This window comes from Amycolatopsis kentuckyensis, assembly GCF_041679295.1.
GTDB lineage: Bacteria > Actinomycetota > Actinomycetes > Mycobacteriales > Pseudonocardiaceae > Amycolatopsis > Amycolatopsis kentuckyensis_A.
Window position 1 is genome coordinate 824780 of sequence record NZ_JBGDMD010000001.1, and the last position, 23741, is coordinate 848520.

Here is a 23741-nt window from a genome sequence, read left to right on the forward strand (position 1 = left end):
GCTGGCTTGTGTTTCCGCGGTTGGGGGTTCGGTCGGTGTGGTTGGGGGCGCGCCTGGTGGTTCGGTGGTGAGGCTGGCTCCTGTTTCCGAGGTCGGCGGTTCGGCCGGCGCGGTTGGGCGTGCGGCTGGTGGTTCGGTGGTGAGGCTGGTTTGTGTTTTCGCGGTTGGGGGTTCGGTCGGTGTGGTTGGGGGCGTAGCTGGTGGTTCGGTGGTGAGGCCGGCTCGTACTTCCGAGGTCGGCGGTCCGGCCGGCGCGGCCGGGCGCGCCGCGGATGGCTTCGTCGCGGGGGTCGCCGGTGTTGCCGGGGCGGGCAGCCCGGGCCGCTCGGCCACCTGCCGCCGCAGCGGTTCGGTCGCCGGCTCTACGCGCGGTGGCAGCGTCGCCGTCGGACTCGGCTCCGGCGACCGCGGCCGGGGAACCGCCGCCGCCCGGCGGAACCGCAACCGGCGGCGGGCCCGTGGCACCCCCGCCGCCGGCATTTCCTCCTCCACCGGGCGGACCGCCCGCGGCCGGGGGCGGGGCTGCGGCAGCCAATCGACACGCGCCGGTTCAGTAGGCAAGGCCCACGCTCGCGCACGCCGGGCTCGGGGCCGCCGCCGATCGGGGGTACGCCACCGTCGACGGGTCGCCGTCGGACGTGTAGCGGTGGCCGTTCGGTGCCGCCAGTACGTCGAGCCAGTGGGACGAGCCGTACTCCGCCTCCTTGCCACTCGACTGCGACCGGATCCGCGGGATCGCCCCCGGATCGAAATCGTCCGAACACGGCGAAGGCGCCGGCCCGGCCCCCACCAGCAGCGCGCCCTCGTACGAATACCCCGGCCCCCGCAACGCCGACTCCGCGCGCCGCGGGTGCGTCCCGTACGGCAGCGCCAGCGTCCGCGGCTGGTAACCCGCCGCGCGGATCGCCGCGTCCTCCTCCGTGATCGCCGTCGTCACCTCGCTCTCCGACGCCGTGCGCAGGTTGGTGTGGTGGCGCGTGTGGTTGCCGATCTCGAAGCCGTGGGCGGCCAGCCAGCGCAGCGCCGGCCCGTCGTCCGGCGCGCCGAACGGGTGCTCGTTGACGTACAGGCTCGCCACCGGGCGGAACCGCGGGTGCGCCGCCGCGACGTCCAGCAGGATCCGGATCGCCGTGCCCCCGGCCGGTTGTCCCTGCGGCGTCAGGGCGAACACGCTCGGGTCGCCGTCGTCGAAGGTCAGGACCACCGGGTGCGCGCCGGCCGGAAGGTCGAGCCGGCGGGACACCAGTTCGGCTGTCGTCACCGGGACGTAGTCCTCCGCCGCCAGCCGCTCGAGCTCCGCGGTGAAGTCGGCGGACGTGCGGTCGTACACCGACCGCGGCCGCTCGACGATCCGGTGGTACATCAGGATCGGCACCCGCCCGAGCTCGTCGGCGCCGGCCTGGCGCGCGGACGCGGGCGTGACGCGGCTGGGCGTGGCGGCGACGGGCGCCGGCCGGGGCGCCGGGGTTTCGACGGGCGCCGGAGCACCGCACGCCGTCACGACGGCCACCGCCGCGAACCCCGCGCCGAACCGGAAAAGGCTACGCATGGGGGGAGTGTGGGGGCGTTCCCGCCGCGGCGCGGCCCGGCCCACCGGGTCGGGTGAGCGCGGATTTTCCCGCCACCGCGCGAAATGCGACGTTTCCGCAGGCCGAGGGCATGGTCACGATACGGCCTCCGGCACGATGCGGTGATCGTCGCGCACGGCGTTTGCGTGAAGATCACCGCGGGTATTTCCCTGCGATGGTCCCGAAAACGGCGTCCTTCGCCGAACGTACCCTCGATCGACGTCTGGTCCTCCTCGCCGCTCTCGCGGGGCTGGCGACGAGCGCGTGCGGCGCGCGCCGGGCCGGCAGAGCCCTCGCGGTACCGGTCACCGCGACGCCGGCCCCGCCGACACCGCCGCCGAACCCCCTGGAGAAGAACCTGCTCGTCGGCTTCTGCGGCGCGCCGGGGTCGCCGGCGCTCGGCCGGATGACCGGCGACCTGACGGCGGCGAGCCGCGAGCTGCGCCAGCGGATCCGAGCCTTTCCGGCGGGCCGGCCGGTCACGCCGGTCGTCGAGCTGATCGCGACCACCGTGCACCGCTCGGCCGGAGAGGACGGCATGTACCGCAGCCGCTGTTCGGAGGAGACGGTGCGCGACTACCTCGATGCCGCCCGGGCCCTGAACGGCTTGCTGCTGCTGAACATCCAGCCCGGCCGCGCCGACTTCCTGCCCGAGGTGCAGGCGTACGAACGCTGGCTGACCGAGCCGGACGTCGGCGTCGCGCTCGATCCCGAGTGGGCCGTGGAGCCGGGCGTGATCCCGGGGAAGAAGTTCGGCCGGACGACCGGGGACGAGCTCGACGGGGTCGCGCGCTACCTCGGCGGCCTGGCCGAAGCGCACCGCCTGCCCGCCAAGGTCATGGTGTACCACCAGGTGGCGTCGTCCGTGGTGCGCGACGAAGAGCTGCTGCTCGCGCACCCCGGCGTCGCACCGGTGAAGGTCGTCGACGGCATCGGGTCGGCGGCGGCCAAGAAGGCGACGTGGAAGACGCTCATGACGACCCGGCCGGACCACGTGCGGCCCGGGTTCAAGCTGTTCTTCGACGAGGACACCCGCCGCGGCGCGGCGTTGATGACCCCGGCGGAGGTGCTGGCGCTGACCCCGGTGCCCGCGTACGTCGTGTACGAATAGCGGGGAGAGTGCGAAAGCCCGGTGCGGAACCCGCACCGGGCTTTTTCGCGGGGTCCGGCGAAGACGACGAAAGCCCGGTGCGGGGAGGTGAGCCGCACCGGGCCATCGCCGGCTGTCCGTCCGGGGGTCCGATCGTTCCCTAGCCGATCGGGACGGGCAGCCCGCCGAGAAGGTCGTTCACGAGAGCGGACAGCGAGATCAGCACGCGCTGCAGCAACGCGTTGAGGAGCGCGGAGACCGGCGGGAGGCTCTGGCGGGCCTTCAGGTCCGCGGCCAGCCGGTCGACGCCTTCGCGTGCTTCGGTGGTCTGTTGCTGGGCCGTGGCCGCCTTGTCGCGGGTTTCGGCCTGGATGGTGTACCGCTTGCCCTGGGCCAGATCCGTGAGAACCGGATCGAGGTCGGTCAGGGTGACCCGCGTGCCGGCGACGTCGCCGTTGTCCGCTCGCGAGACCAGCTGGTCGCGCAGCGATTGGACCTGGGCCGCCGCGCTCGTCGTGCTCGACGAGCCGCTGCCGCCGGGTCCGCCCGCCGACGCCACGCCCACCCCGGTCAGGGTCACCGCCGCGGCGGTGAGGAAAACCGTGACCGCCCGGGCCAGTGCACTTTTCATGTCGTACTCCTCCGGAATTCCGATACCGACTGGAGATCATCGTGATCGCGTGCGGCGATTACCGCGAGCGGATCCCCTGACCTCGGCGGACCCGGCGATTCCGCTCGGTGCACGGCGGCTCGGGGAACCGCGGAACAAACATCAAGTTCGCGTGAAGCCGGTGATCGACAATTCCGGACGTCCGTGACGAAGCGTGATGGCGTCACTCCTTGGTGAGTGTCGGTTACGATGAATGGCTGAAAAGGGCCGGGTTTCTTCACGGAAGGTATGACTGGGGTGGTTCTCGCGTGGCACGCGAGTTTCACCCGATTGTGAGGTTTGTCGGAGGTTTTAATGGGTAACCAGGCGCATTTGCCCAGGGCCGGAAAGACACTCTTAAGAAGGTTACGACGCAAAAGCACTTCTTGCGCGCTGAGCGCTTCGCTAATCTGGGTGGCGGCCGCCGGGATCGGTTTCCGGTCTTCCGGCGGCCTCCTCGGTGCCGAGACCTGACAACTGGGCGCCATTCGGAGAACACGAAAACGCAGAACGTCCCGGCGCCTGGTGGTGCCGGGACGTTCTGTGCGGGAGAAGAGGGGATCAGGTGCGGCGCGCGAGGGGAACTCGGCCACCGGAAGCGGTGCGCGAGAAGAATCCCGCCGCGCTCGGCCGTGCCGACGCGCTTGGCGGCGCCGGCCCGGCCGATCCAGTGGCCACACCTGGCCTGGCGTGGCCGAGACCTCGGGAAACCGGCGGGCTCGGCTGCGGCATGAACGGCTCGGCCCTCCCGCGGCCTCGGGAAATCGACGATTTCCGCGGCGGCGCATGTGGCCGGGCGCGGTCGGCACCTCGGGAAACCGGCGGGCTCGGCTGCGGCGCGGTGGCTGCGCGCACAACTGCGATCGAGCCTGTTCACAGCGTCGCGCCTTGGCCGAGGCCTCGGGAAACCGGCGGGGCGATCCTCCCCGCCGGACGTCCCGGGCCTCGGCCCGAACCTCAGGCGCCCGGCGGGTTGCGTCGCGGTTCGGCGGGCGGGTACGTGTTCACCGGCGGCGCCTGCCCGGCCCGCGCAGTCGGCTCCACGTGCGGAGCCACCTCGGGTCGCGAAGTCCGTCCCGCCGCGGGATACCCCGCCATGGCCTCGGCCTTCGGTCCGCGCCGTGCCAACCCGGCCAAGCCCACCAACCCGACCAGCCCGAGCAAGCCCCACAAACCGTTGTCGTCGTTGTCGTCCTGGACGTTGTCGTTGTTGTCGGCCTGCGTCGCGAACGGCGGGGCCGCCGGCGCCGCCGAGGCCGGGAACGCGCCGGTCATCGCGATGGCGGCCGCCGCGGCGGTGCCGGCCAGGACGTTTCGTGCCGTTCGATTCATCTCGGTTCTTCCTTCCGTTCGGGCGGACGGTCACCGGCCGCGTACCCCGGTCACCCGCGTTCACACCCGCTGTCACGGGAATGGGCGACGTGACCCGGTTTCCGGTGCCCGGGAGTGGTTTGTAGACTGGGCTTCGGTTCAAGCAGGAGCCGTGGAAGGACGTGTGCGTCCGCCACCGGCGTCCTTCCCCTTTTCGCGCTGGTGCGCATCCGTATTCGGGAAAACACCGTCCACTGCCGTGGACCCGGGGGAGTAATGAACAGTCAGCTCGTGGTCGCCCCGCTGGGCGCGACCTTCTCCGCACGTTTGATCTGCACCACCGGCGACCGCCTGATCCACCCGGCGGACGGCCGCAACGACCTCGCCCGCATCGTCGTGCGCTGGGCCCGGGCCTGGGTGCCCGAAACCTGGCCCGCCCGGCAGTACTTCGCCGCGCTCGGCATCGGGGACGACGAAAACCCCTGCTACACCGACGAAGACGTCACCGGCTGGCACCTCCTCGAGCCCAGACCCGGCTCGCTCGCGTGGCGGGTGCGGTCGGGCGAGATCGACGTGACGACGGCGCTCACCGCCGAAGCGGAGGCCTGGCCCGGCTAAGAAGTTCACCGCGGATCAGCCCTGCGTCGCCCTCACCCGGGCGGCGCAGGGCTCTTCGGCGTGCCCGGGATCTTCCTTGCCGGACAAGCGATGCGGGCGCACCTTGGTGGGCAAAGAGTTGCGGGGAAACGGATCCGCGTAACCCGATCGGACCACTAGCAGGCCGGTCAGGGGCTTGCGGCACCCACACGATGGTGGCATGGAGTGGAACCGGTGCTGCGCCATCAGTACGTTTCCCTCACACCAGGCGGAGAACACACCTTCACTGCCGCCCATCCGACGCAATTGTCGATCGAGGAGTAAATCCATGCTGAAGAAGCTCGGCTTCGTCACGGCCGCCGCCGCGGCGGGCGCTTTCCTCGCCGGGGGCGTCGCCGCCGCCGGCACCCCGGACGAGCACGGCCACCACGGCCACCACCACGGCGGCTACGACTACTCGGGCCAGGTCGGTCTCGTGAACCTGAACAACACCGACGTGCTGCACAACGTCGACGTCACGCCGGGCCTCTGCGGCAACGACGTCAACGTCCTCGGCGTCCAGGTCCCGATCCGTGAGTCGCTCAACGGCATCGGCGTCCCGGTCCTGTCGCCGGGCGAGCACGAGGCCAGCGGCGACGCCCCGTACAACTGCGCCGCGAGCGCGTTGTCCGACGGCGGCACCAGCCAGGGCAACTGAGTTTCCGTGCCGCCGCCGCCCGCTGTGTGTGCGGACGCCGGCGGCCGGCACGGAGATCCGGCGATTCGCGTCGACGTCGCGACGCGGGCCCGGAACGCGGAGCGAGCTGCACACTCCGGTTCCGCGTCCCGGGCCCGCCGCGACGCCGGACGTCGCCGGCACGGGTGGGACCGGTCACGACCTGGAGAAGTGCGCCGGTCCCACCCGGCGTGAACCGCACCCTAACCGACTTGCCGCGGCCCGGCGAACCGAAGCCGGGCGCGGATGCCTTCCCCGATCTCCCACCGGACGGTCCGGTGGGTCGCTGTAAGGAGTTCTTCAAGTGATCAAGCAGCTCGGCTTCGTCGCCACCGCTCTCGCCGCCGGGATGGCGGTGCTCGGCGGATCCGCGTCCGCGACCGGCATCACCGTCGGCGGGCACCCGATCGACCACAGCGACCAGGTCGGCCTGGGCAACGTGCAGAACCTCGACGCGGTGCACAACCTGAACGCGGTCGGCGGCGTCTGCGACGACAACGTCAACGTGCTCGGCGTCCAGGTGCCGGTCCAGCACGTCGCCGACGGCATCGGCGTGCCGGTGCTCTCCCCGGGCGAGCACGACGCCGAGGGTGAGGCCCCGTTCAACTGCGCCAGCGGTGCGATCTCCGACGGCGGGACCGCGCAGGACAACTGACCGGTCCTGGTCGAAGCCGCCGCGCGGTTGCCCCCCGCGCGGCGGTTTCACGTCCGGTCGAGCCGGTGCACGGCCACCTCCCGCACCACGAGGAGGACGGCCGCCGCGACCGGCACCGCCACGAACGCGCCGACCACGCCGAGCAGTTCGAAGCCGATCAGCACCGCGACGACGGTGACGAGCGCCGGGATCCGCACGGCCCGGCCGACGATCTTCGGCAGCAGCACGTAGTCCTCGAGCACGCGGTAGCCGACGAAGAAGCCGGCGGTCGCGAGGCCGACGGGCACCGAGACTGTCAGCGCGACGAGCGTGGTGCCGGCTCCGGCTGCCACCGAACCCGCGACGGGTACCAGGTCGAGGACGGCGACGAGCAGGGCGAGCACCAGCGGGTACGGCACGCCGAAGCTCCGGAGCCAGGCGAACGTCAAGGCGCCGGCGATCAGCGACACCACGACGTTGCCGACCAGGTACGCGCCGACCTTCCGGAAGACGGCGTCGCCGATCAGGATCACGCGCGGCCGCCGCGACCGGGGAGCCAGCCGGTAGAGCGCGGTGCGGACCCGCGGGAAGTCGGCGACGAAGTACGTGCTGAGCACGACGACGATCGCGGCGTCGCCCAGCACGGCGGCGAGCGACTTCGCCACGTCCGTCAGGTGGATGCCCCGGAGGGCGGCTTCGAGCCCGAAGGTTTCGTTGGCGCGGCCGATGAGCGTGCCGGGGTCGCGCAGCAGCGCCAGGTAGTGCGGCGCGCCGTCCCGCAGCTGCCCGATCTGGTCGGACAGGGGAACGGCGGCGCTCGCGACGGCGGCGGCGAAGACGGCCACCCCGGTCACGACGACCAGGCCGGCGGCGAGCGCGCGGGGCATCCGGCGGGTGAGCCGGGCGGTGACCGGTTCCAGCCCGACCGCGATGAAGAACGCGATGCCGATCAGCAGCAGCGCGTCGGACGCCGCGAGCACGACTTCGACGACCGCGACCGTGACGACCACCCCGGCCGCGGCGGTCAGCCCGGCGAAGAACGGCGACCGGCGATCGAGCGGCTTTCCCGGCGTGCCCAGGGGTTTCTCCTGGCGCGTGGCCGCCCCTTCGGCCTCCCCGACGGCGTGGCCGGCGCGGTAGGCGCCGTGGCCCTTCGTTGCGTGCATGGGTCGGCGGCTACCCCCTGGTGGCCGGTCGAATCCACCCGATCCGGGCGCGCGGGCAAGTCCACGCTTCCCGGTGACCGCGTCCCCTTGACACTGCCGTATCCCTTCTCCCGTCAAGAGAATCACCTATGAGCACCAAGCACTTCCTGCTGGCTCCCGTGATCGCGCTGGTGGCCGCGTTCGCGGTCTGCCCGGCGGCGTCGGCCGTCAGCGAACCGCGGCTGCTGATCAACCAGGACTTCCCCGACCCGGACGTCGTGAAGACCCCGGGCGGCTATTTCGCGTTCTCGACGAGCACCGGCTCGGGCCGGGTCCCGGTGGCGACGGCGTCGGCGCCGGAAGGACCTTGGCGCATCACCGGCGACGCGCTCGGGGCCGTGCCCGCGTGGGCGAAGCCGGACGGCGGGTTCTGGGCGCCGGACGTCACGCAGCTGCCGAACGGCACCTTCGTGATGTATTTCTCGGCGGCGAAGACGGCGGGCGGCGAGATGTGCCTCGGCGCGGCGACCGCGGCCAAGGCGGCCGGGCCGTACACCCCGGCCGGCGACCAGCCGCTGGTCTGCGTGCGTGAGGACCACGGCGACATCGACCCGCAGACGTTCCTCGACGCGGACGGAACCCGTTACCTGCTCTACAAGAGCGACGGCGCCGCGACCGGGGCGCCGGCCGCGATCTGGTCGCAGAAGGTCGAAGCCGACGGGCGCACGCTCACCGGCCCTCGCACCGAGCTGCTGCGCGCCGACCTGAACGCGGAGAAGGCGGTCGTCGAGGCGCCGTCGGTGGTGAAGACGGCGAGCCGCTTCCTGCTGTTCTATTCGGCGGACACGTTCCAGAGTTCGGGCTACCACACGTGCTACGCGTCGGCGCCGACGGTGAACGGGCCGTTCGTGAAGGCGGACGCGCAGTTCCTGTCGACGGAGCTGCTCGGCGCCAAGGTGGACGCCCCGGGCGGGGCCGACGTCGTGGACGGCCACATCTACTTCCACGGCTGGCTGGGCGGCGGCCGGACGGCGCGGGGGATGTACGAGCTGCCGATTTCGTTCCCCGGTGATGTACCGCAGCTGGGCTGAGCTTTCACTCACACGGGTAGCGGTCCGGTTGGGGTGCGCGTGGCCGGTTATCCGGATCGGGAGCATGGAAAGGGAGGACGGTCATGACGGTGTTTTGGGGACTCGTCGGCCTGATCGGGCTGCTGGGGTGCGTGGGGCTGCTGCGGAGCCGCGCGGTGCCGACGGAGGGTGATCCGCTGGCCCGCTACCCGGAGGCGCAGGAGCCGGCGCGGCCGAACGCCGATGCCGCGCACACGCCGCTCATGACCCCGGTGGTGACGCCGGAGATGCTCGGGTCGGAGCAGCCGCTGAACCAGACCCGGGCGCAGGCTCGGCGGCCCGTCGAGGCTCAGCCGGGCATTGAGCCGCGGCCGCAGGTTCAAGCCGTGCCCCAGCCCGAACCTTCGCTGCAGAGCCAGGTCCGGGCGCAGCCTCAATTCCACGCGGAACCGCCGCCTCGGGCGCAGCCCGAGCGCGATCGTGAATTTCCGCCGCAGGGCCAGGTTCGAGCCGAGCCGCAGCCGCAGGCCCAGCCCGAGCCCGAACTCCCGCGCCAGCCCCGTCGCACTCCGGCGCACGCCGCCAGCCCAGCGCGATCGGCGGCTGCCCCGACTCCCGCCGCCGACCCGCAACCTGTCGAACCGCGGCCGGAGCCCTCGGCGCTCGAGTCGGGAACCATCGCCGGCGAAATCCCCGCGCCGCGAACGCAATCCGTCGACGAAAGGCCTGCGCCGAAGACCCCCGTCGGCCGCAAAGCCGTGCAGGGCCTCCTGAACCAGGCCAAGCGCGTCCTCAAGCGGCACTAAGGCAGCGGCGCCCGGTTCTCGGCCAAGCCGGCGAGCAGATCACCGTGCTCGTCCACGCGGTCGAGGACTTCCTCCGCCGTGAACGTCAAGTGGTTCACGTGCCGGCACGCGCGGACCTCGTCCCACGTCACCGGTGTCGAGACCGTCGGGTGGTCGCGGCCGCGCAACGAATACGGCGCCACCGTCGTCTTCGCCGGGTTGTTCTGGCTCCAGTCGATGAACACCCGGCCGCCGCGCTGCGCCTTGGCCATCACCGCCGTCACCGCGCCGGGCGTCTCCCGCGCGAGCTGTTGCGCGAGCCGCTTGGCGTAGACCGACGGCGCCGCCGGGTCGTCGGTCCGGATTCCGCAGTACAGCTGCATTCCCTTCGAGCCCGATGTCTTCGCGAACGGGGTCAGGCCGTCGGCGACCAGGACGTCGTGCAGGCGTTCGGCGACGCGGGCGCAGTCGACGACCGTCGTGCCCGGGCCGGGGTCGAGGTCGAACACCAGGCGGTCGGGTGGCCGGCGGCTCGCGTCCGGCGTCACCGTCCACTGTGGAACGTGCAGTTCGAGCGCCGCCATGTTCGCCGACCAGACCAGCGCCGGGAGGTCGTCCAGGAGCGGGTAGTCGATCGTGTCGCCGCTGCCGCGGGAACCCGTACTGGGCAGCCGGACCGTGCGCAACCACGGCGGTGCGCCGTTCGGGACGTTCTTCTCGAACCACTTCTCGCCGCCGACGCCGTTGGGGTAGCGGATGAACGTCACCGGCCGGCCGGCGAGGTGCGGCAGCAGGACCGGCGCGATCCGCGAGTAGTAGTTGATCACCTCGCCCTTGGTGAACCCGTCCGCCGGGTAGAGCACCTTGTCCAAATTGGACAGCGTGAGCCGGCGGTTCCCGGCCTGCACCGTGATTCGCTGACCCACCGGTTCGGGTGGGGGAGGGGCGGCGACGGGTTCCGCCGCGCGCGGGGCGAGGACGTCCGCCGGTTTCTTGTCGGCCCGCAGGCCGCGCCAGGCGGTGTGGCGGACGCGGCCGCCGCGCGTGAACTGCCGGTAGACGATCTCCCCGACGAGCCGCGGCTCGACCCAGCGCGCGCGGACGGTGTCCTCACGCGGCGGTGTCATCGCGAACGGGTGGGTGCGGCGTTCGAGCGGCTGCAGCTGCGCCATCAGGTCGGCGCGGGTGGCCTGGCTGAAGCCGGTGCCGACGTCGCCGATGTAGACGAGGTCGCCGGTGCCGGGGTCGTGCGCGCCGAGCAGGAGACCGCCGAGGGTGCCGGTGAAGCTGCGCTGACCCGGACGCCAGCCGCAGATGATCACTTCCTGCGTGCGGATCAGCGGGTGCTTGAGCCACGAGTCCGGCCGCTGCCCGGGCACGTAGGCGGAGCCGCGCAGCTTCGCGACGACGCCCTCGTAGCCGGCGGACGCGGCGTGGGCCAGGAAGTCCGCCGGCGTGCGGCGGTCGGCGGCGAGCTCGTCGAAGGTGACGGCGCGGACCACCGACACGCGGTACGGATCGGGCATCGGCAGGCCGGCCAGCAGGCGGCGGCGCTCGTCGTACGGCTCCTTCAGCAGGTCGCGGTCGCCGAGCCGCAGCAGGTCGAAGGCGAGGAACCGGACCGCGACGTCGTCGAACTCCCGGCCCTTGGGGCCGCTCTGGTGCCGGACCCAGCGGCCGCGGCGTTCCTGCATGAGCTCGAAGTCGATCCGGCCGTCTTCGCCGTAGACGACGACCTCGCCGTCGAGGTAGGCGGCTCGGCCGTCGAGCGCGGGGGCGAGCACGCCGGCGAGCTCGGCGAATTCGGCGGTGAAGTCGATGTTGTTGCGGCTGGTGAGGACGGTGGTGCCGTCCGGGGCGATCCGCATGGCGGCGCGGTAGCCGTCCAATTTGTACTCGTACGCCCACTCGGTGCCGCTGCGCAGCCGGCCCCCGTCGGCCTTGGCCAGCATCGGCTCGACCCACGCGGGGACGCCGGGTGCGTCGTGACCAGCCATGCCGAACCTCCGTGTGTGCCTTCCGAAGGTAACCCGTTCGGCCTAGCCTCGCTGGGTTTGTGCAGGTGAAAGCTACCGGAACGCTTGTTCCCACTCTTCGGCGAGCGGTTTGCCCGGCGCCGTCCAGCACGCGGCGAGCAGGTCGTAGCCCTGGTGGACGAGCTCCGCGTGCGCGGGCCAGTGCCGGCGCGTCCAGGCGAGGTCGTTGTGGGCGGAGTCGACCGCCGCGCGTGTCGTGCCTTCGAGCTCGAACTGCAGGTCGCGGCGGAGATTCATGGCCGAGGGGCCGTTCGCGAGCAGCGTCAGCGCGGCGGCGCGGACGCGGGATTCGGTCCAGCGGAACGTCGTGCGGTGGGCGTGCGGGGCGAGCAGGTACTGGGCGAGGACCGCGAGCGCGACGCCGATGAGCGTCTCGACCAGGCGGTCGCGGACGACGGGGCCGATCGCGCCGGACGCCGCGGCGCCGCCGGCCAGCAGCGCCACCGGCGTGATGAAGACGACGGCCACCGCGTAGTTGCGCGGGACGAACAGCTCGATGCAGAACTGCAGCACCGCGACGGCGGCGACCAGCGCGATCCCGGTGGGCGCGAGCAGGGAGAGCGCGGCGAAGAGGGCCAGGCCGACGGCGGTCCCGGCGAAGCGTTGCAGGCCGCGGACGTTGGCATGGAGACGGTCGGTGCCCTGCTGCAAGACGACGAGCGCGCTGAGGATCGCCCAGTGCGGGCGCGCCAGGCCGAGTGACGCGCTGAGTGTCCCGGCGAGCACGCAGGTGCCGCCGACGCGCAGGGCTGTCACCGTGGCGTGGGAGCGCAGGGACGCGGACCGTCGCAGCCGGTAACCGACGCTGGGGTGGGGGAGCGGCAGGGGCCCGTCGTCGTCGGTCGCGGCGGTGAAGCGGCGGTGGGCGGCGATGAGGGTCGTGGCCGGTTCGGAGCCGGGGCCGTGCCCGGCGTCGTGGACGGCGTTCCAGGCGGCCGAGAGGGCCGCGCCGGCGGCGTGGCGGGTGGTCGTTCCGGTGTCCAGGAAGGCGTCGACGGATTTGACGGCCTTGTCGACGGCGGCGCGTTCGGGCTTGTGGCGGTCGGCGAGGGCGCCGGCCATGGACACGACGGCGGAGGACGCGCCGCCGAGCGCGGTGCAGAGAAGCAGGGGCAGCGGATCGGCGCCGGCTTCGGTGGCGATGAGGGCACCGCCGCAGACGAGCGCGAAGAAGAGGCCGCCGGGCGGCCCGAGCCGCAGGGCGTCGACGGTGTAGACGGCGAGGACGCCGACGGCCGTGACGACGATGACGACGCCGGCTTTGGTGCCGGTCGCGCCGACGACGGTCCCGAGCCCGGCGGCGAGGAGAAGCATGGCGGCGGCGGTGAGGACCACGCGAGCGCGGACGCGGTAGGGGCGGCCTTCGCCGTAGAGGACGGCGAAGGCGCCGAAGGTGACGAAGAGCGCTTCGGCGGGGTGGCCGGTGAAGACGACGATGGCGCCGGAGAGGAGAACGGCGGCCGCGGCCCGCAACCCGGCACTCCACCGCCGTCCGGCGGCGGGCAGCGCGAAGAGCAGGGCCCGAGGGCGGGCGATGCGGGGAAGAGGATCTTCGGGCGGCACGGCTTTCATTCCAGCACGCCGGGTGAGGTGGGTTCGGGTGGACCGAGTGCTGGGGTGAGGTGGGTCGCTGCGCGGGGTGATTCGGAAGGTGACGGCCGGCCTGGTGCGGTGGGCGCAGCCGCGGCCGAAACTCGCTCAGGCCGGCAAGAAGTCCTCGACCGCCCGCCGCAATGTCGCCCGGACCGTCTCCGCGTCGTCCAACTCGCCGCCGTGCAAAGCGCCGTCTCGCAGGAGGACCAGCACCCTCGCCGCGTGGCTGGGCTCCGGGTGGCCTGCCGCTGCCGCCTCGGACCTCAACACCTCGAAGAACCACTTGCGGTGATCCTCGATCACCTTACGAACCAGGTGCTCCGGGTCGGGGTACTCGGCCGCCGCGTTGAGGAACTGGCAGCCTCGGAAATCCTCGCCGCACGTTGCCTCTCCCACCACCGACAACGCCGCCGCCAGTGCCTCGCGCGGGGGCTTGCCCGACCTCGCCGCGTCGACCGCCTCGCGGATCCAGCGGCTCGTCTCCGCCAGGTACGCCGCCACCAGGTCGTCCTTCGTGGGGTAGTGCCGGTAGAACGTCGCCCGCGTCACCGCCGCCTCGGAGACCAGGCGCTCCACCCCCACCGCGTGGATGCCCTCCGCGTAGAACAGCCGCGACGCCGTCGCCAGCAGCCGGTCCTTCGGGTGCATCTCGGCAGTCGTCATCCGTCGAGCATAGAGAAAGACCGATCGTTCTGCCAGATCGGCTTCGTCACATTGCCACGCCGCCCGCCAACCGCCAGAGTAGGGAGACAGAAAGACCGATCATTCTCTCTGAGGAGCCAGCCATGAGCAAGCCCACCATCGTCCTGGTCCACGGCGCTTTCGCCGACTCGTCGAGCTGGACGGGCGTCGTCGCGAAGCTGCAGGAGCAGGGCTTCCCGGTCGTGGCGGTGGCGAACCCGCTGCGCGGCGTCGAGTCCGACGCGGCCTACGTCGCGGACGTGGTCAAGGGCATCGAAGGGCCCGTCGTCCTCGCCGGTCACTCCTACGGCGGCGCCCTGATCTCCCGTGCGGCGACCGAGACGCCGAACGTGCGTGCCCTGGTCTACATCGCCGCGTTCCAGCCCGACGCGGGGGAGAGCGTCTTCGAGCTGTCCGGCCGCTACCCGGGCGCCAAGCTCGGCCCGGAGACCACGAACGTCCTGGTCCACGAGGGAACGCCCGAGCTGTCGATCAAGCCGGAGGACTTCGCCGAGGTCTTCGCGGCCGACGTCCCCGCCGAGACGGCCGCGATCCTGGCGGTCACCCAGCGCCCGGTGGCGCAGCAGGCCCTGGCCGCGCCGTTCGAGGGCACCCCGGCCTGGTCGAAGCTCCCGTCGTGGACGCTCATCGCCAACCAGGACAACGCCATCCCGGCCGCGGCCCAGGAGTTCATGGCCGAGCGTGCGTCCTCGACCGTCCGGCGGATCGACGCTTCGCACGCCGTCGCGGTGTCCCAGCCCGGCGTCGTCGCCGAGGTGATCGTGGCGGCCGCCGGCGCGTGACGCTCAGGTGATCGGCGGGAGGCCGGCGCGCGCCGTCCGGTACTCCCGCACGATCCGGGCCACGATCTCGGCCGCGGGCAGCACGGAGTCGACCAGTCCGGCCGACTGGCCCGCTTCGACCTTGCCGTCCACGACGTCGCCGTGCAGCGCCGCGTCCTTCAGCGACGATGCCTGGAACGTCTTGCGCCGCAACGCTTCCTCCGCGCCCGACGACTCCAGGGACGCCATCCGCTCGGTGAAGTCGTTCGCCAGGGAACGGATCACGCCCAGGCCGTGGCCCACCGTGCGGGTGCCGTCCACATCGGACGAAACCACCGCCTCCTTGTACGCCGGATGCACGGAAGCCTCGGTGCTGGCCAGGAATCGGGTGCCGAACTGGGCCGCGCCCGCGCCGAGTGCCAGCACCGCCGCCAGGCCGGCGCCGTCCGCGATCCCACCGGAAGCGATCACCGGCAGCGAAACCGCGCGCGCGACCGCCCGGACCAGCACGGAAGTCGTCACCATCGCGGGCGGCGGGTGCCCGCCGGCCTCGGCGCCGACGACGACCACGCCGTCGACGCCGGCCGCGGCGGCCTTGAGCGCGTGCGGAACCCCGGCCACCACGTGCAGGCAGCGCGTCCCGACGCCGTGGAACCGCGCCAGGTACCGCCGCGGCCCGCCCTGGGACGCGATCAACACCGGCGGCCGGTGCCGCAGCACCAGGTCCATCACCTCGTCGACGCCGGCGCGGTACAACGGCAAGTTGACCGCCCACGGCCGCGAAGTGCCCGCCGCCACCTCCGTCAACACGGAGTCCAAATCGGACAGCCGCATCGGGCCCGCCGCCACCACGCCGAGGCCGCCCGCGTTCGACACGGCGAGGGGCAGCGCCGAACTCGACGAAGCCCACGACATGCCCGCCTGCACGATCGGCAGGTCGATCCCCAGCAACTCGGTCACCGACGTCGAAATGCGCGTCATGCCTGCTCCAGCAGGGAACGCGCGTGGGTCGCCAGCCGGTTCTTCTGCACCTTCGAGCTGGCCGTCATCCCGATGTCCTCGAAGCCGTCGACGATCCGCAGGTGCCGCGGCACCTTGAACCCCGCCATCCGCTCGCGCGCCCAGGCCAGCAGTTCGGCCTCGGTGATCTCGGGCGAAGTCAAGACGACGAAGGCGAACGGCACCTCCACCAGCCGCGCGTCCGGGACGCCGACGACGGCCGCTTGCCGGACCAGCGGGTGCCGGTGCAGGGTGTCCTCGATGTCCGCCGGCGCCACGTTCTCGCCGCCGACGCGGATGATGTCCTTGGTGCGGCCGGTGAAGTGCAACCGGCCGGACGAATCGAGCAGGCCGACGTCGCCGGTGGACAGCCAGCCGTCGGCGTCGATCGTCTCGGCTGTCTTCACCGGGTCGTCGAGGTAGCCCACCATGACGTTCCAGCCGCGCACCAGCACCGCGCCCGGCTCGCCGGGGCCGCAGTCGCGGTCGCCGTCGAACGCGCGGATCCGCACCTCGACCCCCGGCTGGACGGCCATCGCGCCGGACGCGCGGACTTCCGGAGGCTCCCACCACGCCGACTGCGCGACGTTCGGCGACGCCTCGGAAAGCCCGTATCCCGCAACGCATTCCGCAGCGCCCAGTTCGTCGATCACCCGCCGGATCACGGTCGGCGACGCCGCCACCCACGCGCCGCGCAGCACCAACCGGCGCTGGGGCCGTGAAGGATGGTTGAGCAGGAGCAACGCGATCGTGTCGTTGCCGGAGAAGTGCGTGCACCGCTCGGTTTCCAGCAGCCGCAACGCTTCTTCGGGCTCGAACTTCGGCATCGTCACGAGCGTCGTCGCGTGCTGGATCGAGGCCAGCACCGACAGCGTGCTCCCGGCGACGTGGAAGAACGGCCGCGCCGAGTGGAACCGGTCGCCCGGCCGCAGCCCCATCCTCGCACCGGAGAAGAACGCGTCCGCGCACATGCTGCGGTGGGTGAGCAGGACGCCCTTCGGCCGCGACGTCGTCCCGGACGTGTACTGCACCAGCAGGATGTCGTCCGGCGAACCGACCGCGGGCGGAACGTCCGAATCGGACAGGAAGTCGTCCCACGAAACAGCGAACGAAGGGACGTCGTCGCCGAGCACCACGACCTTCTCGAGCGAAGGAATCGATGAGACGTCGAGTTCCCGCAACATGGCCGCGAAGTCCACGTTGAGCACGCGGGACGCGACGAACAGGGTCCGCACGCGGGCGTGGTCGAGGGTGTAGCGCACTTCGTCGGCGGTGAACCGGGTGTTGACCGGCACGGCGACCGCGCCCGCCGCCCCGATCGCCAGGAACAGCGCCACCCAGTCCGGCCCGTTGCCGAGGCAGATGCCGACGCGGTCGCCGCGGCCGATGCCGGCGGCGGCGAGCCCGGCGCGGATCCGCGAAACGTGGTCGGCCAGCTCGCCGTAGGTGATCCGCTCCGAAGCCGTGACGACGGCTTCGACATCCGGCGCGAGCAGGGCCGCGCGGGCGAGGGCCTCGTGAGTGGTGAGGGGGCAGGCCGTGCGGAGGTCGGTCATCGTGGGTCTCCGTTGGTGAAGCGGGCGACGCCGTCGCGCCAGCCGCCGTCGGCGAGGCACTGTTCGATCGCCGCCAGCTCGATCCGGATCCCGCGGTCCAGGTCGGTTTCCGAGCCGAGGTCGACCGCGCGCTTGGTGAGCGCGATGGCCAGCGGCGGCGCCTTCGCGATGCTCGCGGCCGTCTCGTCGCCGGCGGCGAGCAACTCCTGAGCCGGCACGACGCGGGTGACGACGCCCAGGTCGGCGGCCTCGGCGGCGTCGAGCGCGCGGTTGGTGAACAGCAGCTCCTTGGCCCGGCGCTTGCCGATGGCGCGCTGCAGGCGCTGGGTCGCGCCGACGGTACCCCAGTGCGGCTCGGGGAACCGGAACACCGTTCCCGAGGCGGCCAGCGCGAAGTCGGCGGCCAGGGTGATCTCGCCGCCCGAACCGACGACGGCGCCCTGCACCAGGGCGACGACCGGCACCGGGCAGGCCTCGATCGCGGCGTACGCGGCGAAGGAGGCGAGACGCCGGCGCCGCACCCACGCGGCGTCCTTGCCGGTGCGCTCCTTGAGGTCGGCGCCCGCGCAGAACACCGGCCCGCGCCCGCTCAGCAGCACGACGCGGACGTCGTCGGGCAGCGACTCGAACGCTTCCCGCAGCTGGTGGCACATCGGCAGGTCGAGGGCGTTGCGGGCCTCGGGCCGGGCCAGCTCGACCCGGGCGACGCCGTCCGCCACGGAGACGCACACGCGCTCGGTCATCGGATCACCCCTTCGGCGCGCAGCTCCTCGATTTCGGCCGGGGCGAGCCCCAGCTCCGCCAGGACGTCGTCGGTGTCGGCGCCGAGCAGCGGCGGCACGCCGGGCACCGGGGCGTCCCCGGCAGTCTCGCGCAACGGCGTCCGCAGCGCCGGGAACGGCCCCTCGACGGGGTGGGTGAACTCGCCGACGACCCCGCGCGCGACGGCGTGCGGATCGGCCAGCGCCTCCCGCACGGACCGGACCGCGCCGGCCGGGACGTCGGCCGCGCGCAGCTCCTTCACGAGCGGATCCCGGTCGTGCTGGGCGATGGCACCGCGCAGCGCCTTCATGACGCGGGCGCGGTGTTCGACGCGACCGGAATTGCCCTGCAGCACCGGATCCGCGGCCAAGTCGTCGAGCCCCAGGACCGTGCACAAAGGACCCCAGTGCTGGTCGCTGCCGCTGATGTGCAGCCATTCGCCGTCGCCGGCCTGGAACGCCGCCGACGGCACCCGCCCGGGGTGTTCGGTGCCGGTCCGCACCGGGTCCTCGCCGAGCGCGAACAGCCGCGCCGCGTTGAGCGCGTGCAGGCTCAATTGGACGTCCATCATGGACACGTCGAGGTGGCGGCCCCGCCCCGAAGCCGCGCGCCCGGCCAGCCCGGACAGCACCGCGATGACCACCCAGAGCCCGGACGTCATGTCCGCGACGGGAATCCCGGTCTTCGACGGCGGCCCGTCCGGCTCGCCGGTCATCGCCATCACGCCGGACAGCGCCTGGAAGACCGTGTCGTAGCCCTTGCGGTCGCGGTCCGGCCCGGTCTGCCCGAACCCGGTCGCGGACACGTAGACCAGGTCCGGCCGCGCCAGGTCCGCGTAGCCGAGGCCCAGCCGATCCATTGCGCCGGGCAGGAAGTTCTCGACGACGACGTCCGCCCGGGACGCCAGCCGTCGCGCCACCTCTTGGCCGCGCGGATCCTTGAGATCCAGGGTCACGGACTTCTTGCCCCGGTTGAACGCGAAGAAGTACGCGCTTTCGCCGTGGGGCAGGCGGGGTTCGAAGCCGCGGGTTTCGTCGCCGGAGCCCGGCCGCTCGACCTTGACGACGGTGGCGCCCAGTTCGGCGAGGACCTGGGTGGCCAGGGGCGCGGCGAGGACGCGGGAGAAGTCCAGAACGGTGATTCCGGTGAGCGGGCCGGTCATGCGCGGAACCCCCGCATCAGCGCGTTGACGTCCTGGCCGGCGCGCATCGCGGCGTCGGTCGGCAGGTCCGCGACGCGGTAGAGGAGGTCCTTGGCGGCGGCGATCGCCCGCGGCTCGACCTTCGCCCACTGTTCGGCGATCTCGAGGGCCGCGGGAAGGATTTCGGAAGGCGCGACGACCCGGTTGACCAGGCCGTGCTCGAAGGCTTCGGCAGCGGTGAGCAGCCGGCCGGTGCTGACCAGCTCGAACGCGAGCTTGCGGCCGAGGTGCTGGACGAGCCCGGTCATCACCAGCGCCGGGACGATCGAGTGCTTCAGCTCGGGGTAGCCGAACTTCAGGTCCGTGCCGGCGACGACCATGTCCGCGCCGATCGCCAAGCCCGCGCCGCCGCCCACCGCCGCGCCGCGCACGGCGCTGACGACGGGGATTCCCAGCTGCCGCGCCTGGACCTGCAGTTTCGCGGTCAGCGCGGCCCGCTCGAGGACGGCGTCGGCGTGGTCCGGCGTCAGCGAGGAGAACTCGCCGAGGTCGGCGCCGGCGCAGAAGCCGCGTCCCGCGCCGGTGAGCACCAGCGCGCGGACGTCGTGGTCGGCGTCGGCCGCGGCGAACGCTTCGCTGAGCGCGCGGGTCAGCGCCGTGTCGAGGGCGTTGAGCTTTTCGGGCCGGTTCAGCGTCAGGACGCGGACGGGGCCGTGGTCCTCGGCGATGACGGTCACGGGGTCTCCTGGTTCGGGGTCGGGGTGAAGCCGGCGCGGGCCACCATGCTGTGCAGCGGCCGGCCGAGCGCGTCCTCGCAGGCGGCCGAGGCCTTGGCGAGCAGGTCGAGGTCGAGGCCGGTCTCGACGCCCATCGCGGCGAAGAGCGACACCAGGTCCTCGGTGCAGACGTTGCCGGTGAGCCCGGCGCCGTACCGGATCGCCGACGGATGGCCGCCGACGCCGCCCATCGCGGTGTCGAAGCTGCGGCACCCGGCGTCGAGGGCCGCGACGGCGTTGGCGACGCCGGTGCCGCGGGTGTTGTGGAAGTGCGCGACGACCGGCACGGTCAGTGGCTCGAGCCGCTTGAACAGCGCGCGCACGGACGGCGGGGTGGCGACGCCGGTCGTGTCGCCCAGGGTGACGAGGTCGGCGCCGAGGTCGGCGAAGCGGGCGACGTCCTCGGCGACGCGGCCGGGGTCGACCGCGCCCTCGAAGGGGCAGCCGAACGCCACCGAGACGACCCCGACCAGCGTGAACCGGCCGCCGGCCAGCGCGACCATCTCCTCGACGCGCTCCCACTGCCCGGCTCTGGACGTCCGCAGGTTGCGTTCGGTGTGGGACTCGGTGGCCGAGACCAGCAGGCTCAGCTCGTCGGCGCCGTGGCCGGCGTCGAGATCGGCCAACGCACGCTGTACCGCGCGCGGGTTCGGGCAGGTCGCCTTGAACGCGACGTCAGGGCGGCGGCGGACCCGCGTCAGGACGTCCGACGCGTCCGAGAAACCGGGGACCCGCTCCGGGTGGCTGTAGCTGGTCGCCTCGATCCGCCGGAACCCCGCGTCCGCGAAGGCGTCCAGCAGGGCGACCTTCGTCGCGGTCGGCACGAACTCCGGCTCGTGCTGCAGCCCGTCGCGGGCGAAGCACTCGCAGATCGTGACGGCGTCGGGCATCGGGCCACCTCCTGTTCGGTGGCTCCAGAACTACGCGGCCCTGTTGATAAAGTCAACAGTCGTCGGTGGCCGGGTGGGCGCGCTCACGTTCCTCGACGGCCAGCGCCAGGTCGGCGAGCTTGTCCAGGGCGCTGCTCAGGGTGGCCGCCTCGTCGGGGGTCAGCGCGGCCAGGAACTCGGCGTCGCGCTCGTTCGCCGCGGCGATCAGGCCCCGGTAGACGCGGGTGCCTTCGGTGGTCAGGGCCAGCTGCGAGGTGCGGCCCGAGCCGGCCGTCCGGTCGACCAGCCCGCGCTCGGTCAGCCGGGTGACCACCCGGCTCATCTGCGCTTTGTCCAGCCCCGCGCGGCGGGCGAGCCGGTTGAGGGTCAGGGTGGGGTCGGCGGCGATGAGCGAGATCGCGCGCCATTCGCCGAGGCTGACGTCGAACTCCCGCCGGTAGCGCAGCGCGGCGCTGCGCGACATCGCCGACGACGTGCGGGAGAGCCGGTAGGAGAGGAGTCCGGAGATGGGCACCAGGTCTCGGCCGTCCGCGCGTTCCGCCATGGCGGTCATCGTAGCCGTTGCCGATCCGGTGTTGACAAACTCAACACCGGATGTCGAGACTGACGCCGCACGCCCCGCCTGACGAAGGAGTCGAGTAGCCGTGGCCGAACACCCCGCCGTCACCGGACGGCCCCCCGCGGTCGCCGGCCGCGCGTCCACCTACCGGACCATCGCGCTGCGGGTCATGCCGCTGCTGGTGGTCTGCTACGTCGTCAGCTTCATCGACCGGACGAACATCGGCATCGCGCAGCAGGGCCTCAAGCGCGACCTCGGCTTCGGCTCGGCGGTCTACGGGCTCGGCGTCACGCTGTTCTTCGTCGGGTTCATCCTCTTCGAGGTCCCCAGCAACGCGCTGCTGGCCCGGATCGGGGCCCGCAAGACGCTCGTCCGGATCATGGCGACCTGGGGCGTCGTCACGATCGCGACGCTGTTCGTGCAGGACGAGTTCACGTTTTACGTCGCCCGCTTCCTGCTCGGCGTGGCCGAAGCGGGCTTCTTCCCGGGCGCGCTCTACCTGCTGTCGAGGTGGTTCCCGTCCGCGCGCCGGACGCGGATGACCGCGGTGTTCTTCATCGGCGTCCCGGTGTCCGGCGTGCTCGGCTCGCTGGTGTCGGGCTGGATCATGCACGCGCTCGGCGGCGTCGCCGGCCTGGCCGACTGGCAGTGGCTGTTCCTCATCGAGGGCATCCCGCCGATCCTGCTGGCGGTGCTGGTGGCGTTCTTCCTCGTGGACGAGCCGGAGCAGGCGAAGTGGCTGACGCCGGCGCAGAAGGCGCTGGTCCGGGCCGACCTCGAGGCCGAGCGGTCGGCGAAGCCCGCCGCCCGGCACGGCGGCATGCTGTCGGCGTTGCGCGACCCGAAGGTCTGGATCCTGGGCCTGTGCGCGTGCGGGGCCTACACGCTGGCCAACGCCGTGTCGTACTGGACGCCGCGGATCATCGCCGAAGCCGGTGTCGGCGACGTGCTGAACCTCGGGTTCTTCTCGGCGATCCCGCCGCTGCTCGGCATCGCGGTGATGCTGGTGGTCGGCCGCCACTCCGACCGGACACTGGAGCGCCGATGGCACGCGGCGATCAGCTGGCTGGTGGCGGCGGTGGCGATGCTGGCACTGGCGTTCTCCGGCGGCAGCGTCCTGGTGGTGGTCGTCCTCCTCGCGGTGATGGCGGCGGCGCACTACTCGGGGTTGACGGTGTTCTATTCGATCCCGTCGATCTACCTGAGCGAAAGCGCGGCGGCGACGGGCATCGCGGTGGTGACGTCGATGGGCTCGTTCGCGGCGGCGGCTTCGCCGTCGTTGCTGGGGTTCATCCAGTCGGCCACCGGGAGTTTGTCCCTGGGGTTGGTGATCAGCTCGGGGATCGTGCTGCTCGCCGTCGTCGTGCTGCTGGTCGGGGTGAAAGCCAAGGACCTCAAGGAGAAGCACGACTAGCGCCGCAACGGTGTCTCTTCGTCCAAACGCGACAGTTTCTCCGGGTTGCGCACCGCATACAGGCCCGTGACGAGCCCGTCGTCGACGCGCAGCGCCAGGACCGTGTCGACCTCGCCGTCGCGGCGGAGGACCAGCGCCGGGTGGCCGTTGACCTGGGCCGCCGTCAAGGATCCCGTCGCGAAGTTGCCGACCCCGGCCGTCAGCAGGCGGGCCACCGCCGAAGCGCCGACCACCGGTTCGAGAACAGCCTGGACCACCCCGCCGCCGTCGCCGAGGAACACCACGTCCGGCGCGAGGATTTCCAGCAGCTCCCGCAGGTCGCCCGTATCGACCGCGCGCCGGAACGCCACCAGCGCGTCCCGGGACGTTGCGGGGGACACGTCGCCGCGGGGCCGGCGCGCGGCGACGTGGGACCGGGCGCGGTGGGCGATCTGACGGACCGTCGCCGGGGGCTTGCCGACGGCTTCGGCGATCTCGGCGTAGTCCAGGGCGAACACGTCGCGCAGCACGAACACCGCGCGCTCGGCCGGGGTCAGCGTCTCCAGCACCAGCAGCATCGCCATCGACACGCTGTCCGCCAGCTCGACGTCCTCGGCGACGTCCGGTGCGGTCAGCAGCGGCTCGGGCAGCCACGGGCCGACGTAGGACTCCTTGCGCCGGCCCAGTGTGCGCAGCCGCATCAGCGCCAGGCGCGTCGTGATCCGGACCAGGTACGCCCGGTCGTCGCGCACCGCGGCGCGGTCCACGCCCGCCCAGCGCAGCCACGTCTCCTGCAGGACGTCTTCGGCGTCGGCGGCCGAGCCGAGCATCTGGTAGGCGACGGTGAACAGCAGGTTCCGGTGCGCGAGGAACGCCTCGGTCGCGGGGTCGGCCATGGGGGCTCCTCAGTCGGCGTCGAGTTTCCCACCAGATGCCGCTCGGCGCCGCCGTGTGACAGTGACCGTCGTCACGCGCCGGCGGTGTCACGGCCGCGGGGTGGCCCGGCATC

General features: G+C 72.4%; 23 protein-coding genes. 8 read left to right on the forward strand and 15 right to left on the reverse strand.

The genetic code is table 11. From position 1 onward, the window contains the following. Positions 1 to 550: 550 nt before the first annotated feature. Positions 551 to 1549, reverse strand: a complete 999-nt coding sequence (locus ACERZO_RS03795) for a polysaccharide deacetylase family protein (protein WP_372661685.1) — start codon at positions 1547 to 1549, stop codon at positions 551 to 553. Positions 1550 to 1743: 194 nt separating this feature from the next. Between ACERZO_RS03795 and ACERZO_RS03800 the strand changes: the two genes are divergently transcribed. Continuing rightward, positions 1744 to 2679 carry a hypothetical protein gene (locus ACERZO_RS03800; RefSeq protein WP_372661688.1) on the forward strand — a complete coding sequence of 312 codons (936 nt, stop codon included), beginning with the start codon at positions 1744 to 1746 and terminating at the stop codon, positions 2677 to 2679. Positions 2680 to 2818: 139 nt separating this feature from the next. Here the strand turns inward: ACERZO_RS03800 and ACERZO_RS03805 are convergent, their stop codons facing one another. Both ACERZO_RS03805 and ACERZO_RS03810 read right to left on the reverse strand, forming a co-directional pair. Continuing rightward, a complete protein-coding gene (locus ACERZO_RS03805) occupies positions 2819 to 3289 on the reverse strand; it encodes a hypothetical protein (protein WP_372661691.1) in 471 nt (156 codons plus the stop codon). A 975-nt stretch (positions 3290 to 4264) separates the two neighbouring features. Beyond that, a complete protein-coding gene (locus ACERZO_RS03810) occupies positions 4265 to 4639 on the reverse strand; it encodes a WGxxGxxG family protein (protein WP_372661694.1) in 375 nt (124 codons plus the stop codon). Positions 4640 to 4894: 255 nt separating this feature from the next. Between ACERZO_RS03810 and ACERZO_RS03815 the strand changes: the two genes are divergently transcribed. From ACERZO_RS03815 to ACERZO_RS03825, 3 genes are all read left to right on the forward strand, one after another. After that, positions 4895 to 5236, forward strand: coding sequence for a hypothetical protein (locus ACERZO_RS03815; protein WP_364454713.1), 342 nt, complete (start codon positions 4895 to 4897; stop codon positions 5234 to 5236). Between the two features lie 307 nt (positions 5237 to 5543). Beyond that, a complete protein-coding gene (locus tag ACERZO_RS03820; protein WP_372661697.1) occupies positions 5544 to 5912 on the forward strand; it encodes a hypothetical protein in 369 nt (122 codons plus the stop codon). 322 nt (positions 5913 to 6234) lie between these two features. After that, the gene (locus ACERZO_RS03825; protein WP_372661700.1) at positions 6235 to 6585 is read left to right on the forward strand and encodes a hypothetical protein; all 351 of its coding nucleotides are present in this window, start codon (positions 6235 to 6237) and stop codon (positions 6583 to 6585) included. Between the two features lie 47 nt (positions 6586 to 6632). Here ACERZO_RS03825 and ACERZO_RS03830 read toward each other — a convergent pair whose 3' ends face one another. After that, positions 6633 to 7730 carry an AI-2E family transporter gene (locus tag ACERZO_RS03830; protein WP_372661703.1) on the reverse strand — a complete coding sequence of 366 codons (1098 nt, stop codon included), beginning with the start codon at positions 7728 to 7730 and terminating at the stop codon, positions 6633 to 6635. 128 nt (positions 7731 to 7858) lie between these two features. Between ACERZO_RS03830 and ACERZO_RS03835 the strand changes: the two genes are divergently transcribed. Both ACERZO_RS03835 and ACERZO_RS03840 read left to right on the forward strand, forming a co-directional pair. After that, positions 7859 to 8800, forward strand: a complete 942-nt coding sequence (locus ACERZO_RS03835; protein WP_372661706.1) for a glycoside hydrolase family 43 protein — start codon at positions 7859 to 7861, stop codon at positions 8798 to 8800. A gap of 83 nt (positions 8801 to 8883) precedes the next feature. After that, the gene (locus tag ACERZO_RS03840; RefSeq protein WP_372661709.1) at positions 8884 to 9585 is read left to right on the forward strand and encodes a hypothetical protein; all 702 of its coding nucleotides are present in this window, start codon (positions 8884 to 8886) and stop codon (positions 9583 to 9585) included. On the opposite strand, the gene ligD is transcribed toward ACERZO_RS03840, so the two are convergent. From ligD to ACERZO_RS03855, 3 genes are all read right to left on the reverse strand, one after another. Next, positions 9582 to 11561: a DNA ligase D gene (ligD, locus tag ACERZO_RS03845; protein WP_372661712.1), complete on the reverse strand. Its 1980-nt coding sequence runs from the start codon at positions 11559 to 11561 to the stop codon at positions 9582 to 9584. The genes ACERZO_RS03840 and ligD overlap by 4 nt on opposite strands. A gap of 72 nt (positions 11562 to 11633) precedes the next feature. After that, complete coding sequence (locus ACERZO_RS03850; protein WP_372661715.1) at positions 11634 to 13172, reverse strand: FUSC family protein; 1539 nt, start codon at positions 13170 to 13172, stop codon at positions 11634 to 11636. Between the two features lie 126 nt (positions 13173 to 13298). Next, positions 13299 to 13856 carry a TetR/AcrR family transcriptional regulator gene (locus ACERZO_RS03855; protein WP_372661717.1) on the reverse strand — a complete coding sequence of 186 codons (558 nt, stop codon included), beginning with the start codon at positions 13854 to 13856 and terminating at the stop codon, positions 13299 to 13301. 122 nt (positions 13857 to 13978) lie between these two features. Here ACERZO_RS03855 and ACERZO_RS03860 point away from each other — a divergent pair, with 122 nt between their 5' ends. Continuing rightward, positions 13979 to 14677, forward strand: a complete 699-nt coding sequence (locus ACERZO_RS03860; RefSeq protein WP_372661720.1) for an alpha/beta fold hydrolase — start codon at positions 13979 to 13981, stop codon at positions 14675 to 14677. A 3-nt stretch (positions 14678 to 14680) separates the two neighbouring features. On the opposite strand, the gene ACERZO_RS03865 is transcribed toward ACERZO_RS03860, so the two are convergent. From ACERZO_RS03865 to ACERZO_RS03895, 7 genes are read right to left on the reverse strand one after another with little or no spacing between them, the layout of a single operon-like run. Then, on the reverse strand, positions 14681 to 15637 hold the full coding sequence (locus ACERZO_RS03865) for an NAD(P)H-dependent flavin oxidoreductase (RefSeq protein WP_372661722.1): 957 nt from the start codon (positions 15635 to 15637) through the stop codon (positions 14681 to 14683). Further along, positions 15634 to 17211: an AMP-binding protein gene (locus ACERZO_RS03870; RefSeq protein ID WP_372661725.1), complete on the reverse strand. Its 1578-nt coding sequence runs from the start codon at positions 17209 to 17211 to the stop codon at positions 15634 to 15636. The genes ACERZO_RS03865 and ACERZO_RS03870 overlap by 4 nt, the downstream gene beginning before the upstream one ends. Beyond that, entirely contained in the window at positions 17208 to 17954 is a 747-nt protein-coding gene (locus ACERZO_RS03875; RefSeq protein WP_372661727.1) for an enoyl-CoA hydratase/isomerase family protein, read from the reverse strand. Before ACERZO_RS03875 ends, ACERZO_RS03870 begins: the two co-directional genes overlap by 4 nt. Next, positions 17951 to 19135, reverse strand: coding sequence for a CaiB/BaiF CoA transferase family protein (locus ACERZO_RS03880; RefSeq protein ID WP_372661730.1), 1185 nt, complete (start codon positions 19133 to 19135; stop codon positions 17951 to 17953). Before ACERZO_RS03880 ends, ACERZO_RS03875 begins: the two co-directional genes overlap by 4 nt. Continuing rightward, complete coding sequence (locus ACERZO_RS03885; protein WP_372661733.1) at positions 19132 to 19851, reverse strand: enoyl-CoA hydratase/isomerase family protein; 720 nt, start codon at positions 19849 to 19851, stop codon at positions 19132 to 19134. Before ACERZO_RS03885 ends, ACERZO_RS03880 begins: the two co-directional genes overlap by 4 nt. Continuing rightward, entirely contained in the window at positions 19848 to 20780 is a 933-nt protein-coding gene (locus ACERZO_RS03890; protein WP_372661735.1) for a hydroxymethylglutaryl-CoA lyase, read from the reverse strand. Before ACERZO_RS03890 ends, ACERZO_RS03885 begins: the two co-directional genes overlap by 4 nt. Positions 20781 to 20832: 52 nt before the next feature. After that, entirely contained in the window at positions 20833 to 21324 is a 492-nt protein-coding gene (locus tag ACERZO_RS03895; RefSeq protein WP_372661738.1) for a MarR family winged helix-turn-helix transcriptional regulator, read from the reverse strand. 100 nt (positions 21325 to 21424) lie between these two features. On the opposite strand from ACERZO_RS03895, the gene ACERZO_RS03900 reads away from it, so the two are divergent. Further along, positions 21425 to 22753, forward strand: coding sequence for an MFS transporter (locus ACERZO_RS03900; protein WP_372661741.1), 1329 nt, complete (start codon positions 21425 to 21427; stop codon positions 22751 to 22753). On the opposite strand, the gene ACERZO_RS03905 is transcribed toward ACERZO_RS03900, so the two are convergent. Then, the gene (locus tag ACERZO_RS03905) at positions 22750 to 23628 is read right to left on the reverse strand and encodes an RNA polymerase sigma-70 factor (protein ID WP_372661745.1); all 879 of its coding nucleotides are present in this window, start codon (positions 23626 to 23628) and stop codon (positions 22750 to 22752) included. The genes ACERZO_RS03900 and ACERZO_RS03905 overlap by 4 nt on opposite strands. Positions 23629 to 23741 lie beyond the last annotated feature (113 nt).